At 38.9% G+C, this 14596-nt stretch carries 13 protein-coding genes and 1 pseudogene; 8 read left to right on the plus strand and 6 right to left on the minus strand.

Annotation, left to right across the window (positions count from 1 at the left end; all coding sequences use genetic code 11):
• Window positions 1-100: 100 nt before the first annotated feature.
• From HO345_RS02980 to HO345_RS02990, 3 genes are read right to left on the minus strand one after another with little or no spacing between them, the layout of a single operon-like run.
• Entirely contained in the window at window positions 101-886 is a 786-nt protein-coding gene (locus HO345_RS02980) for a hypothetical protein (protein WP_253683752.1), read from the minus strand.
• A gap of 17 nt (window positions 887-903) precedes the next feature.
• Window positions 904-1287, minus strand: coding sequence for an ankyrin repeat domain-containing protein (locus tag HO345_RS02985; protein ID WP_253683753.1), 384 nt, complete (start codon window positions 1285-1287; stop codon window positions 904-906).
• 1 nt (window position 1288) lies between these two features.
• The gene (locus HO345_RS02990; RefSeq protein WP_253683754.1) at window positions 1289-6847 is read right to left on the minus strand and encodes an alpha-2-macroglobulin family protein; all 5559 of its coding nucleotides are present in this window, start codon (window positions 6845-6847) and stop codon (window positions 1289-1291) included.
• A 241-nt stretch (window positions 6848-7088) separates the two neighbouring features.
• Between HO345_RS02990 and HO345_RS02995 the strand changes: the two genes are divergently transcribed.
• From HO345_RS02995 to HO345_RS03015, 5 genes are all read left to right on the plus strand, one after another.
• Window positions 7089-7991: an Rpn family recombination-promoting nuclease/putative transposase gene (locus tag HO345_RS02995; protein WP_253683755.1), complete on the plus strand. Its 903-nt coding sequence runs from the start codon at window positions 7089-7091 to the stop codon at window positions 7989-7991.
• 71 nt (window positions 7992-8062) lie between these two features.
• The gene (locus HO345_RS03000) at window positions 8063-8776 is read left to right on the plus strand and encodes an energy-coupling factor transporter transmembrane component T family protein (RefSeq protein ID WP_253683756.1); all 714 of its coding nucleotides are present in this window, start codon (window positions 8063-8065) and stop codon (window positions 8774-8776) included.
• Window positions 8764-9549, plus strand: a complete 786-nt coding sequence (locus HO345_RS03005) for an energy-coupling factor ABC transporter ATP-binding protein (protein WP_253683757.1) — start codon at window positions 8764-8766, stop codon at window positions 9547-9549. Before HO345_RS03000 ends, HO345_RS03005 begins: the two co-directional genes overlap by 13 nt.
• A gap of 72 nt (window positions 9550-9621) precedes the next feature.
• Window positions 9622-10215 (plus strand): CbiM family transporter, encoded by a 594-nt coding sequence (locus HO345_RS03010; protein WP_002690884.1) that lies wholly within the window; start codon window positions 9622-9624, stop codon window positions 10213-10215.
• Between the two features lie 44 nt (window positions 10216-10259).
• Window positions 10260-10745: a hypothetical protein gene (locus HO345_RS03015; RefSeq protein ID WP_253683758.1), complete on the plus strand. Its 486-nt coding sequence runs from the start codon at window positions 10260-10262 to the stop codon at window positions 10743-10745.
• Window positions 10746-10790: 45 nt separating this feature from the next.
• Here the strand turns inward: HO345_RS03015 and HO345_RS03020 are convergent, their stop codons facing one another.
• The 3 genes from HO345_RS03020 to HO345_RS03030 are packed head-to-tail and all read right to left on the minus strand — an operon-like array spanning window position 10791 to window position 12733.
• On the minus strand, window positions 10791-12080 hold the full coding sequence (locus HO345_RS03020) for an MFS transporter (RefSeq protein ID WP_253683759.1): 1290 nt from the start codon (window positions 12078-12080) through the stop codon (window positions 10791-10793).
• 24 nt (window positions 12081-12104) lie between these two features.
• Window positions 12105-12506, minus strand: a complete 402-nt coding sequence (vapC, locus tag HO345_RS03025) for a type II toxin-antitoxin system tRNA(fMet)-specific endonuclease VapC (protein WP_253683760.1) — start codon at window positions 12504-12506, stop codon at window positions 12105-12107.
• Window positions 12506-12733 (minus strand): hypothetical protein, encoded by a 228-nt coding sequence (locus HO345_RS03030; protein WP_010695666.1) that lies wholly within the window; start codon window positions 12731-12733, stop codon window positions 12506-12508. Before HO345_RS03030 ends, vapC begins: the two co-directional genes overlap by 1 nt.
• A 295-nt stretch (window positions 12734-13028) precedes the next feature.
• Between HO345_RS03030 and HO345_RS03035 the strand changes: the two genes are divergently transcribed.
• From HO345_RS03035 to HO345_RS03045, 3 genes and pseudogenes are all read left to right on the plus strand, one after another.
• Window positions 13029-13919 (plus strand): Rpn family recombination-promoting nuclease/putative transposase, encoded by an 891-nt coding sequence (locus HO345_RS03035; protein WP_253683761.1) that lies wholly within the window; start codon window positions 13029-13031, stop codon window positions 13917-13919.
• Between the two features lie 2 nt (window positions 13920-13921).
• Window positions 13922-14161 (plus strand): hypothetical protein, encoded by a 240-nt coding sequence (locus HO345_RS03040; protein ID WP_253683762.1) that lies wholly within the window; start codon window positions 13922-13924, stop codon window positions 14159-14161.
• Window positions 14146-14355, plus strand: a pseudogene (locus HO345_RS03045) (hypothetical protein); the annotation flags it as partial. The gene HO345_RS03040 and the pseudogene HO345_RS03045, both read left to right, overlap by 16 nt.
• Between the last annotated feature and the right edge of the window lie 241 nt (window positions 14356-14596).

Below are 14596 nucleotides of genomic sequence, written 5' to 3' on the forward strand. Positions count from 1 at the left end.
TGAAGCTCTGCTGGCTGTACTCTCCCCCTATACCCCCCTCTTTTGACCTTGAAGCTACGCTGGCTGTACCCGCGCTGTCAAAATGAGCGTCGAGTAACTTTTAATCAGTAAACTCAAACAAAACGCCGTATGTTTTTTTCGGATCGGTATAAACCGATGAACCCGTATCTTCACCGATTAAATCTTTTTCCGATAAAAAGGAGCGCACCTTTTCTAATGATTTAACCTTTACTTCAAAACTTATAAACCTGTCATAATCGCTTTTGATTATTTCGATATTCGGGGATGATTCTATTTCCCAAAAACCTTCTTTAGTTTCTTTGTGAGGAACAAGAAGCTTTCTCCACAAATCGAGGGCTTTGTTATAATCGCTGTATGCTATTTTTACCTTTTCTACATATCGAATTCCTAAGTTTCCTCCGGGTTCTTTTTCCGGTCTGTTGACAGGAATTTGATACTCGCAAAAAAAGACTGTTCCTCCTGTAGATAAATCATTACAGATTAAATTTTTCCAATATTGATTTGAATAAAGATTTGTTTCCTTTAATCCTTTTTCTCTTAGTCTGTCCTGTATATCCAAAACTTTCATTGCGGGTTCAAAGGCCATTCCTATTATTCCCGAAATATCTTCTTCTATTTTAAAGTCGATTGCTTCCAATACACAGTTTCCGAATTCTACGCCTCCGCTTGTAAACGTACCCATGCTGCGGTATGACCATGAGATAGGTAAATCAAATGTATATACGAGCATATTGTATAATTCTTTAGGCTCCTTACAGGTCAGCATAAAATGATCAATCTTTTTAACAAAGATTTCTTGACTTTCTTTTGGAGCACAGGCTGTTAATAATAAGCTTAAACATAAAATCATTAATTTGCTTTTCATAATTTTCTCCCACAGCTTTATAAAGGTTTTAGTTCCCTGTATACTTCATCATTTTTGGCCAAAAGAGTATAATCCCTTATTGTCATGCCGTCCTGTTCTCCGCCTGTAACTTTTTCGTCTAGGCGGGCTCCCTTTGAGATAACATAGTCAAGCATTTTTTTGTCGCCGCCTAAACCGACGGCGTGAACTATCGAAAAATTATAATCCGCTTTAATTAAAACATCTGCTCCTTTTTCGATTAAAAACCAAAATAAATCCTTATAGCCGAATTCGGCTGCTTCCATAACAGCCGTAAAGCCGTCCTTGTCTTGAGTATTAATATCAAAGCCGTTTTGTAAATAAGTTTTTATAAGCTCAATATCATTCTTTTTTGCAGCTTTTATAAATTCGGCTATATTCATACTAATCAAACGCCTTTACCCTTGTGCCGGGGATGACGGCTCTGTAAGCATAATCGTACATAGCCTCGACAAAGATTGCCGGTATATAGTATTCTCCTCCGTATGTTACGGTTCCCGTAAACTCAAAGTCTTTTGTGCCGTAGCCGTCCAAGGCAAAGTGAGTGTAAATATGAGTGTCCTTTAAATCTTGAAAGTCATATAATTGCCTTGTGTTGCGCTCGTCTTCCGAATCCGTATCATCATCGCCTCCGAGTCTTGTGTTTGTAATTTCCCAGCCTGTCGGAATGGGGATTGAAAGGGTAAGGTTTTCAAGGGCTCCTTGTGTCTTATTGTCAACCCTTACCCTCATCTTAAACCTCTGTCCTTTTTTTAAGGTCTCAGGCGAAACTTCTTGATCATCCTCGTTTTGATATACAACCGAAAGCTTTAAGTTTTCTTCGATACGGGTTTCGCTTCCCGGGTTAAGTTTTCCTGCCGTGTTTATTGCAGCGAAGATAGGTGTATTTCCCGTATTCTTAATTTCCATCTTTTTTGCCGTTTCGGTATTTACAGGAATATTATGGAGTTTAGATGTATTATTCAATTTGTCCTTGATTACATTTCCTTCGGTTACAATCTCATAGTTTGCACTCTTATTTTTGTCGAAGGCGTAGTGGGGTGCCAGGGCTAAAAGAATCCAAGCCGTTTCCTGTGTCGAAAGCCAATCATTGCTTGAAGAAATTTTAGCAAGCTTTGAAATAAGGTTTGTAGTCCTTGCGGTTTCTCCGACCGTGGTGTAAGCATTTAAGATTAAAGCCAAGTCCCTGATATTTGACGAATAGTTTCCGCCCGTGCTCCTATAAACTGTGGTCGGCTCATACAGCTTTTCGAGCATTGCCTTGGCCGTACTGCTGTGGCCTGCAAGACTGTAAGCATTTGCGAGGAAGGCCTTTGATACGGAGTTGAGGTTTTGCTCCATATTTTTTAGACGGTTCATTGCTCCTATTTCGGGTTTGCCTGCAAGGGCAAGGGTGTATAGGCGGTAGGCCTGAGTTTCCATGCTGTCCGAATATGTGCCTGCCCAATTTTTTGCCATGTCGATTTGGTGGGAAAGCCAGCTTTGATAGATGCTGTCATTTACTTCATAGCCAGCCTTTTTTGCTTCTACCATAAAGTGTCCTGCATAGTTTGTCGCCCACGCAGTTTCATATCCGCCGCCCGGCCAATAGCTGAATCCGCCCGACCTAAGCTGATAGTTTATATAGCGGTTTAGAACCGAGTTTACATTGCTCTTTGCCTTGTCGATTTCCGTTTGGTCTAAGGCCGTTATCGTGTTTAGGTATAATTGAGGGAAGGCCTTGGATGTTATCTGTTCGATACAGCCGTAAGGATAACCTAAAAGATAGGCCAGGCGGTTTTCAAGTCCTAGAGCCGGCATTTGAGAAATTTCTACGCTTAAACTCTTTGTTCCGTTTTCGCCTTTTAGCGGAACGGTTTTAGCAAATGTTTTTCCTGCTTCAATATTTATAAGCTCGACTGTAGAGTAGGGTATTCCTCTGGAAAGCACATCGATTTCGGTAAAGGCCTTTGCCGTTTTTGAAATGCCTGAGGCCGAGGCTTCCGCCGTGAATTTTGCGATGCCGCCCTTATCCGTTTTTACCTTAAAGAAAACGGAAGAGTCGGAATTTGCGGGGATACTTACCTCTTTTGTTTCGCTTATATTTATAGCTCCCTCGCTTTTTAAAACCACCTTTGCTTTTTTTTCGGAAGAAGTTCCGTTAAAGACTGTTACCGGAACCTCGATTGTTTCTCCTATGCCCATGGTGCGGGGAAGGGTAGGCATTACGATAAGATCGCTTTTTACCTTTACAGTTTCTTCTTTTATACCGTAGGCTCCGTCCTTTCCTGCAACTGCCATAATGCGCAAGGCTCCGATGTACTGAGGAAGATCGAATTCGATTGTTTTCTTTTCCTTTGCTTTGATTTCAAAGGGGCCGAAAAAGTAAACAACCGGTTTAAAGCGTTCCGCATTCTTTGAGGTCTTGTTATCTATAAAGCCTCCTCCTCCGACCGAGAGAATCGATTCTATATTGCCGCTGTAGGCTCCGATTACATATTTATAAACATCCCAAGAGGTAATTTGCGAGGACTCTTTTTTATAAAAGCTGTCCCAAGGATTGCCTGTATGGAAGGCCGTAAGACCTAAAAGTCCTTCGTCTACAACGGCAACCGTAAAGGTCATAGGTCTTCCTTTTTCTTCGCTTACCGTAAACGAAACCTTGCTGTTAGGTTCATAGCTCGGTTCCGCTTGTATCACGGGACTTAGTCTTGATAATTTGTTTTCAATCATTACAGGGGTTATTCCGTACATTCTTATGGGCAGACTGTTTTTTGTCTGGCTGTGCTCCTGTATTAAACTTACGTGGGCGTAGATGTTCGGAGCCATCGAAGGATCAAGTTTTAATTTGTACGAGAAAATTTTTCCCTTGGATTTTATCCATTCTTGTTTTAGAACCCTGCCGTTTTTTTCGAGTGTGATTAGGGCTTTTGCACCCTCATATCCGGGGAAGGTAATTTCGGCGGTATCATCGGCATAGTATTTTGCTTTATCGGTTGTGAGCATGATGATTGAATCGCTTGACTCATCGCTTGTTTTTCGGCTGGCCCATCCTTCCCAGTCAAAGTATACTACCTGGGCCGAGCTGTGCCCTCCGTTCGGATCTGAAACTGTAATCAAATACCTGCCCCAATCTCCATCTGTAACCTTCATCTTAAGCTCGGCCTTTCCGCCCTTTGCCGAAATATTCCAGTTTTTTATATGTTGAGTGTATCTTGAATTTGTATAGTTGGCACTTTCTTCATCCGCTTCCCACCACCAATACCATTCCAGCTTATAAAGGTCTACGCTTAAGTTTACGCCTTCTTTTACGGGATTTCCCTCAGGATCCAAAACCGCAAAATTTAGGGTTTGGTCCTTATTGGTGTAAAGCATATCCCTATACTCATCATCGCTTTTAGGAATCTGCATTCCGACATAGCGTGAATAGGGTGAATAATCAAAGACCTTGTTTTCCGTAGAAAAGGCTCCTGAAGGCTCGTATATTCTTGTTTCAAAAATCGCCTTTAGTTTTCCGGGGGCTTTTGCTTCGGATGAAAGATAAAGATTTATATCGGCTTTTCCCGAATCATTTAGGGCTCCTTCCCAAATTGTGTTTGAGTCTTGTTGTACTCTAAGTTCAGGATTTATAAAATTGTAGTTTTTATAATTTTCAAAAGGTGTCCGGTTTAAAACATAGCGTACTGAGATTTCGGCCTCTAAGCCGGAAGCCTTTGCCCCATGGAGCCACTCGCCTCCAAGTACCACAGGATTGTAGCCTTCGGAAAAATATTTTGCTTTGGGATCAAGGTTTACAAAAAGACGGTTGGGTACAATGGACTCAACCTTTATACTCTTAGACCAAGTTTTTCCTCCGGCTGTAACTCTTGCATACCAAGTACCTGTCTTGTCTTGAGCATTGGTTTTAGTATCTATCCTATAAAAACCGTCCACCGAAGAAGTAAAAACCTTAGTATCCGTTTTTTTGCCTAATGGGTCTTCAAGATAGAATTTAACAGGGTAATCTTTAGGGAGATTTTTTTCCAAATCCTGTAAGATAAATACAAGATGAATATCGTCTCCGGGGCGCCAAACTCCGCGTTCCCCGTAAATATAACCTTTAACTCCTTTTTTTGAAGACTCTCCTTCTACTTGAAAATGACTTGTAGAAAGCACTTCGGAATTAAGGGGAAGCCAGTTTACATCTCCGCTTTTTTCGGCTCTTATAAGGAAAGCATCGTTTTCATTTTTGAGCATTAAAAGCCCGTCGCCGTCGGTTTTGCCCGATTCAAATTCTTTTTGAGCAAAGTTAAATAAACTTATATTTACACCGCTCATAGGTTCGGCCGTCAATAGGTCGGCAGCACTGATGTAAAGTTTTCCTTCCCTGTCTTTTTTTGCCGATAAGCCTATGTTTGAAACCAAAATTCTTTTTATTGCCATACAGTAATTGCTGTATGACGGAAGATAAAAGGCCGGATGATTCGGGTTTTCTCTGTTCGACCAAAATTTATAACGGTCTTCGTCTTCTATATCGGAATTATTCCAATAATCGGTTTCGATGTTTTTAAAGTTTTCTATTTCGCTTATATCCTTGGGGAAAGGAAGGTGTGAAAACTCGTTGGATTTGGAAGGCGATTCATACATGCTGTGCTTTTTTGTAAAACTTGCACGAAGCTCGAACATACCGCCGGGAAATTTTTTTATCAGCTTGCTGAGGTCGAGGGAATGTTGAACCGTTTTATTTTTCATCGAGCTGTTCCATTCAAGGTCAAAGCTCTGCCGCCAGACGGGTTCTCCTACGCGGTTTAGCTCATAGCTTCCGTCTATAGTATTTATCTGGAGAAATTGTGTCATGTTCTTATCGTAAATCTGAAAGGCTTCGAGCATAAGGCCGCTGATATTTTTTGTAGAAACAAGGACGGACATTTCCTTTGCAGGAATCAGGTTTCCGGCCTTTGTAAAGCGTATTGAGGGTTTTTCCCAAGCAACCGTTATGGAAAAATCGGCTTGGGTTTCAAGTTTTTTTCCTCTTGAATTTTTTATGCCGGGCAGAACCGATAAGCGTGTATTATCGGGGAAAAGCCCGTTTTGAGAAAAGATTTTAAGCTTATATCCGTCAATGCTGTATCTAAAAGGCATTTCGGGAGACGATTCCAGCCTTATAAAGCCCCTTAAATCTTGTGAAGAGTCCAGCATATCCGAAAAGTTTACCTGTATTTCGCTTCCCGTTTCTTGAGAAAAAGAAGTTACCTGAAAAACCGATAGGGCAGCTACGGTAAAGCTTGCAGAACTTGAGCCCTCTCCGTCGAGAGCTTCCAAATTCCATGATAGGTCCAATTCTTGAACCTGTTTTTTTCTGCTTATTTCTTTTATGCTGATTTTGTATTGATTGGAACTTGCCCCTTGGCTAACCTTTATAGCAGGGTTTGACTTTGAATTTCCCATCGTTAAATCGGCGGTAAGCATTTTTTCTATTGAGGTAAGAGTTTCAGGTATATCGGTTTCGCCGATACCTTCAAATCTAAAAATATTTTCTTTTTTTTCGTCGGGGATTAGTTCCCCCGATATAAGTTTAAACTCAGGATGAGCTATGCTGAATGTAAGGCTGATTCCCTTTTTCTTTTCGGTGTTTTCGAGGAGAAGTCCTACATCCAATTCCAAGTTAAGATCGGTTTTAAAGCTATAGGCTGATGAAGGGGTAAAGGTAATTTGATTTTTACCCATTATCTTCCATTCTCCGGAAGGTTTGGGCGTTAAAACGCAGGCCTTTTCAAGGTTTTCGGGATGCTTTATTTCTTCTTTAAAAATCACATTGATAGGCTCAAGCCGCTTCAAGGCTCCGTAGCTTATGCTTTCAATATCATCCATTGCATTTTGCAAGGCTTGGTCATTTTTTTTACAACCGGTCATAAAAACCGATGCCGACAAAACAAGAACTAGAGCTGCTAAAAGCTGCTTTGATAATGAGTTTAAACTTTTCATAGAATAATAATAGCACAGAGTCTGAAAATTTTCAATTGATGCAGAAGTTATTAGGGGGAGAGGACAATGTGTTATTAAGACTCTTAAAAAATTTCTTTGCGGTTTTTGAGCTCACTGCGGTTAAATAATCAATAAAATTTAATTCTTTTTAAAATTTTACTATTTATTGGAAACTTTTCATACAATAATTATGAAAGGGGAAAATTTTTCTTCTTAAAAAAATTATTAACGAGGCTTAATTATGAAAAAACTATTTAAAATCACCCTCCGCAACGACTACGCTTTTAAAAGAGTATTCGGAGTTGAAGAAAACAAAGATGTCTTACAGGACTTGCTGGAATGTATTTTAGACATTCCGCCTGAAACAATCGTAGGCTTGGAACTTCTGGATAAGGAGTTTCATAAGGATTCGATAAGCGATAAAACCGGAGTCTTAGACGTAAAATTACGTCTAAAGAACAACACGATTATCGACATCGAAATTCAAAACAGGTGGAACAGCGAGTTTGTTCAAAGAACCATCTTTTATTGGGCTAAAATGTACACGGAAAACTTGAAAACGGGTGAAGTATATACAAAACTGCCCAAATGTATTACAATAAATATAGTGGGTGAAGGCTTTGATTTAAATTCGCTTATCCATAGTGAATACAATGTAGTAGAAAAGCACATAAATGATAGACTTTCCGATGAGCTTGAAATCCACTTTTTAAACTTAGCCAAGGTTAAAGAGTATCAAGAAAACATTGAGCTGGACGAAAAGAAAAAGAAGCTCTACAACTGGCTGAAATTTATTGAAACCGATGACGAGGAGGTACGTAATATGCTGGCACAAGAATCACCGATTATGGCAAAAGCCAATGCAACAATAGAAGTAATGGAAATGAGTCCAAAAGAAAAATGGCTCTATGAAAACCGTATGAAATACGAGCACGACAAGGCTTCTTGGAAACATGTGGGTTATCAAGAGGGAATAGTGCAGGGAGAAATAAAAGGCAGACAAGAAGGTATTGAACAAGGCTTTGCTGACGGCACTTACCAAACAAAACTTGAAACGGCAGCTGCATTTAAAAGAATGGGTATTGCTATCGAAAAAATAGCTGAAGGAACGGGGCTTAGTAAGGAAGAGGTGGAGAAACTATGATTCATCGCCCCCTTGTCTTTCTCCTCTAAAAGTGCTATAAAATAAGTAAGCGGTTACGAGGACCGCAAATCATGGAAAGATTAAAAAAAGCACCTCACATAACTTTATATATTCTTTTCTTTTTTTTGTTCTATCTTTCGAGCGTTAAGCACATAGAAGTTTTGATAGTCTGGGTTTTTGTTGTTATTTCCGTGATTTTGATTTTTTCGCCTGAAAGGATTAAAAACCTCAAATCGGTTCTGGGCGTTTTGCCTTTTGTAATAATGGTTCTGCTTCCCTTTGTAATCAGGGGCTTTTACAATGTTCCTATAGAACAAAGATATTTTTCTGCAAAGCTCATTTTGCGGCTAATGTGTGCGATGATGACGATTTCCTTTATTTCTTCAAAATATTCTTACCTTTATTTGGTTGAAGGCGTTATGAAGCTCGGCCTTCCCAATTTTTTAAATCAAATTATTTCCCTTACCTTCAGATATTTTTTTATGGTAAGAACGGATTTGGACAAGACTGCAAAGGCTATGAGTGCCCGCTGTTTTGACAATGCCCGCACCTTTGCCAAAGTTTCAACCTACGGCGAAATGATAGGCGGCTTTTTTTTAAAGGCGGCGGATCACGGCGACAAGGTTTATAATGCGATGAGGGCACGGGGCTTTACCTCCGAAACCAAATTTAAACCCGAAAAAATTGCCTCGCCCTTTTACATAGGCCTTCTTGTCTTCTTCGTTTTGCTTTTTATAGGCCTCACACTAATAGAAAGATTTATGGAGATTCCATGGCTGTTTTAATAGAAAATTTATCCTACACTTATCCTGATGGAAGGAATGCAATCAAGAATATAAATGCTCATTTTGAAAAAGGAAAGAAGACGGCCGTAGTCGGTCTAAACGGTTCGGGAAAGTCGACCCTCCTTTATCATCTTAACGGAACAATTTTGCCTCAAACGGGAAGGGTGAATATTTTGGGTGAAGAGGTTTCTAAAAAGACCTTAAATTCCGTAAGAAAAAAATCGGGCTTCCTCTTCGATTATCCCGACCATCAGCTTTTTTTGACAAGCGTCTACGAAGACATCGGCTTCGGACTAAAGAATTTGGGTATGGGCAGGGTAGAAATAGAAACTGCCGTTGACCGTATCTTAAAAAAACTGAATATCGAGCACCTAAAGGATTATTCGCCCTACCAGCTTAGTTTAGGGCAAAAGAAGATATGTGCCATAGCCGGTGTCCTTGTCATGGAACCTGAAATCATCGTATGCGATGAGCCTTTTTCGGGCCTTGACAGCAAGGTAAAGGCAGCCTTTAAAACTATCTTGGACGATTTTTCCAAAGAAGGAAAGACGATTATTTTTTCGACCCATGATCAGGATTTTTGTTATGAGTGGGCCGATAATGTTTATGTGATGAACGAGGGAGAATTGATTGCAGGGGGCGATGCCGTGAGCATTTTTAATAATGCGGAAGTGCTGCAAAGAGCGGGTATTGTTATGCCTAAACTTGCAAGGCTTTTCGGTCATAAAAACCCTGCTCCCCGTTCTGTTGAAGATGCTCTAAATTTATTATAAATAAAAGGAGTTTTGATAAACAGTTCGGCAGAAATTCCGCCTCACTGTTTATCTTTGATTCAGGAGGAATTTATGCATATATCCGATGGAGGATTATCGACGGCGGTTTGTGCCGTAGGTTATGCGGCAAGTGCGGTAGGAATTGCCTTTGCCGTCAAAGGAACAAAAGAAGAGGATATCCCGAAAATAAGTCTTATGGCGGGAACTTTTTTTGCTATTTCATTGATTATGATTCCGATACCGCCGAGCTCGGTTCATCCGCTCATGTGCGGACTGATAGGAATTATTGTCGGGCGTAGGGCTCCCCTTGCATTTTTTCCCGCACTGCTGCTGCAAGCCCTTTTATTCCAGCACGGCGGGATTACAACTCTAGGAGCCAACACATTGATGCTTTCTATTTCTTCGATATTATCGGCAATTATTTTTTATAATTGGAAAAGCGATAATGTGCTTTTAAAGGGAATGGTTATCGGAGCCTTGTCTGTTATCTTTGTAGTTTTGGTTTTATCGGTTCTTCTTATGACGGGCGGAAGTTTTGCAAAAGAAACATTTATAGCTATCTTTGTTTCTCACTCCGTAGTTATGGCGGTCGAGGCTGTAATTACCGGTTTTGCTGTCAAGCTTATGATGAAGGCGAGGCCCGATTGGTTTAAACGGAATTTATAGAATAATTTTCGTATTAATTTGATTTTTAAATAGAAGGTAAAATTATGAAAAAATATACTTTAACATTATTGTTTTTGTTTGTTGTAAGCTTTGCTGCTTTTTCTCATGCAATGTTTTTGGAACTCATTGAACCGGGAGTTTTTCAGGTTGAGTACGATGGCGGAGGCTTTACCCCCGGAACAAAGGTAATTCTTTATTCCGATGGAGGCTTTGATGTAATTCAAGAAGGCGAGGTAGACGATAAGGGCTTTTACCGCTTTGATCCTTCTCTTAAAGTAATGTCGGCCGAAGCTTCGGATGGGGCAGGCCATGTCGCCTATTGGGAAGCAAGCGAAGAAGAAAGCTCAAACGAAGGCGGAACTGCCGAATCCGCTTCCGGCGATTCTTCCGCAAAATCTAAAAAAATCGGGAAAACAAAGAGGCCTAGTAAGCTCCCCACAATTTTAACCGTTTTAAATACCTGCGCCATTATTTTTCTCTTTTTTGAATTTAGAACATTTAAAAAAAAGGTCTTAGATAAAAAAGCTTAAAACAAGTGTCTAAAATATCGCCGCTCATTTTAATTTGCGCTTTGCTTATAATGAGCGGCAATAGACTATGTAACTAAAGAATAAAATGCCGCCGGCAAAAAGAAAGACGGGATAAAAAATGCCTATTGCAGCGATACTGCTGCCGATAAGCATTCCTATCGGAGAAGATATTTGAATCAGCACCGTATTAAAGGCAAAAAATCTTCCTGAGAATTCGGGTTGTACTTTTTTTTGGTAAAGGCTTGTTACATAGACATTAAAAACTCCCATGCTGAAACCTGCAAGTAGGGCGGATGAGCTGATAATACTGTTGAGTAAGATTATATTAAATAAAAAGTTGTTTTCTTTTAAAAACCAAAAGTAAAAACCTAAAATCAAAAAAGAAAAGGCCGGCAAAACCAAAGCAAAAAATTTTATATTTTTACCGGAAACTTTTCGAGAAGCAAGGCTGCCCAGTATGTTCCCTATTCCTAAACCGAAAAAAACAATTGTTGAAAGAAGAGTTAAAAAAGATTTTTCATCTTTTAAAAATTTATTTATAAAAGAAAAAGCCGACTGCCAATTAAACATAAAAACCGTCTTAAATTGATAGGTCAGTATGTTCGAAAAAATGGGTGTACAAAAAAAATTTAAGCATGAAGCCAATAATGCAAATCTTAAAAGTTCTTTTTCGCTTAAAACATAGCGGTATCCGTCAAAGATTTTTTTTAACTTTGACTCCGCTTTTTTTTGCTCATCTTTCTTTTTAAAATCGTAACGGATAAAAATTTCGGATAGGGCTGATATAAAAAAAGTTATGGCATTGATTAAAACACAGACCGCACAGCCTAAGAGCATCACAAGCCCCGCCGCAAAGATGACTGCCAGCATCGAAATTAAGCTCTTACTCATTTCCAAAACAGAATTAGCTTTTTTTAAATTTTCTTTATTTATTATTTCGGGTAAAATTGCTCTGCTCGAAGGTTTAAAGATGGACAGGCAAAAACCTTGTACAACACTTATAAAACAAAACAAAAATACCTTTAACTTAAAATCCAAATTTAAAAGAATCAAAAATAGAATAAAAATATTTAAAACAAATTGAGCCGAGTCGCTTAAGTATAAAATCTTCTTTTTGTTAAAGCTGTCTACGATTGAACCCGAAAAAAGAGAAAAAACAATTCTTGAAAATTTAGCTGCAGAATAAACAAGGGCAAAATTTATAGGATTATCCGTTTGAAGGGCAACCCAGATTGAAATTGCTACGCTTCCTATTTCATCGCCTATCAGCGAAGTTATTGTACCGAAATAAATTAAAAATAAATTACGCTTTTCCGTTCTTTTTTTAATTTGCATACAAGTATTTTAACCTTTGAGGACTCACTCTTCAACCCAATTTTCGAGTTTTAGGGCTTTTATCCTTTTAAATTCTTTTGTATTATTCGTTACCAAGGTTCCGTTATTATATAGAACTATTGATGCTATAAGTAAGTCATTAGGCCCGATAAGGGTTCTGCTTTTTTCCAGCTTTGAACGGATATCCGCATAGGTGTATGCCGTTTGATCCGAAAATGGCTCTACTTCAAATTCTTTAAAAAACACTTCAAGCCGTTTTAGATTTTCTTTCTTTTTGCTGCTCTTATATGCTCCCAATAAAAGCTCTGCCTTTACAATTGAAGGAAGCCTTATCTTAGAAGGCGGAATAGATAAAATTTTATTTTTGAGGGATTGATACTTTCCGTTTATAAAATAAATACAGATATTTGTGTCCAAATAATACATTAGGGCTCCCTGGGGCTGTCATCTTCCCATTTCGGCTGTTCCGGTCTTTGAAAGGTTTTATCATCTACCGATCCGAAAAGATTTATAAATTCTTTGGAGTAAGAAGGCTCAATTTGAGGAAGAATTTTTTCCAAAACCCAGCCTGAAATGGATTTGTTTGCATTTTTGGCAGCTTTTTCAATTTTTTCAAAATGACTTTCTTTTACATATAAAGATATTTGCGGCATTGCTCCATACCTCCATTCTTAGTATAAAGCTTTTTTATTTATCTGTCAAGTATACTTGCAAGTATACTTGATATATAAAAATCAGGAATTCAAAATCCCGAGATACCGATTTCGCGGTATTTTAAAGCTGCCGCATAATCTTTAATTTTAGCCTCGCCTCTAAATATATATTTAAGTCTATCATACCTCTGAAAATATTTGCATTATAGAACAAAAATACCCTGTCAATACCCTTTAAAAACCTTCTCATATATGATATAATACAACATATAATACAACCAGTGAGGAAGCAGCTATGAGTACGGCAAACAGAAAATATAAAGACTCGGTCTTCGTTGATCTTTTCTCGGAAGACGAAAAAGCGAAAGAAAACTTTTTATCGTTATATAACGCTTTGCACGGAACAAACCTGCAAATGTCTTGTCCTGTAGAAAATATAAGGCTCGATAATGTCATGTATATGAACATAATAAACGATGTTTCCTGTCTTGTAGACAATAAGATTATAGTTCTTGCAGAACATCAATCCACCATAAATGAAAACATGCCTCTACGCTTTTTAGAATATATAGCAAGGCTCTATGAAAAGCTTCAAGCACCGACCGACAGGTATTTAAGAAAGCTGTCAAAAATACCTACGCCTGAGTTTTACGTCTTTTACAATGGTACAGAAGACTACCCTGAAACTACAGTTCTAAAGTTATCTGACGCCTTTATTACAAAACCTGAACAGGTACCGCTGGAACTTGAGGTAAAAGTATATAACATAAATAAGAACAAGGGTGCAGAAGTATTAAGCCGCTGCAAACCGCTTGAAGAATACAGCCTCTTTGTAGAAGAGGTAAGAAATCAAACGCAACTTGATCCTGAAAACGGCTTTACCAATGCGGTAAAGATATGTATAGAAAAAGGAATCTTAAAAGAATACTTACAGAGAAAATCACGGGAGGTAATTAATATGCTAGTAGCCGAATATGATTACGATACGGATATTGCAGTACAGAGAGAAGAAAGTCTAAGAATTGGAATACAACAAGGAATACAACAGGGTATTGAACAGGGTATTAAGCGAGGCTTTTCCGATGGAGTAATAAAAACAGCTTTAGCTTTTAAGAAAATGGGTATACCGATAGCAAAAATTGCTGAGGGTACAGGGCTTACTCAAGCGGAAATAGAAAAATTATAAATATGTTACTAGCCGAATATGATTACGATACAGACATCGCAGTACAAAGAGAAGAAAGTCTAAGAATTGGAATACAACAAGGAATACAACAAGGAATACAACAGGGTATTGAACAAGGTATTAAGCGAGGCTTTTCCGATGGAGTAATAAAAACAGCTTTAGCTTTTAAGAAAATGGGTATACCGATAGCAAAAATTGCTGAGGGTACAGAGCTTACTCAAGCGGAAATAGAAAAATTATAAATATGCTAGTAGCCGAATATGATTATGAAACCGATATAGCCGTGCAACGAGCAGAAGAGAGGGAAATAGCCTTTGCTGACGGCTCATACCAAAAAGCCCTTGAAACGGCAAAAATATTAAAGCAGCTTGGCGATTCCGTAAAAAAGATAATACAAGCAACCGGTCTCAGCCAAGAAGAAGTAGAAAACATTTGATCCACCGCCATCCGTGGCGGTTTTGAGTAGGCTTTTTGAAAATAGTCTGTTGAGTCGTGTACATCCGTGTACACGGCTCAACGACGAGATTTGTGCATAACACAAATCTCGCTACTGTTCAGAACCACTGCCATCCATGGTAGTTCTGATACGTCGAGGATTTTCAGAAGCGGCATGGATGCCGCCGGTTACATCAGAAGCGATGTTTCGGCAGTGCCGAAACTCGCTGCCAGAAGTGTAC

Source organism: Treponema denticola (assembly GCF_024181645.1).
GTDB lineage: Bacteria > Spirochaetota > Spirochaetia > Treponematales > Treponemataceae > Treponema_B > Treponema_B denticola_A.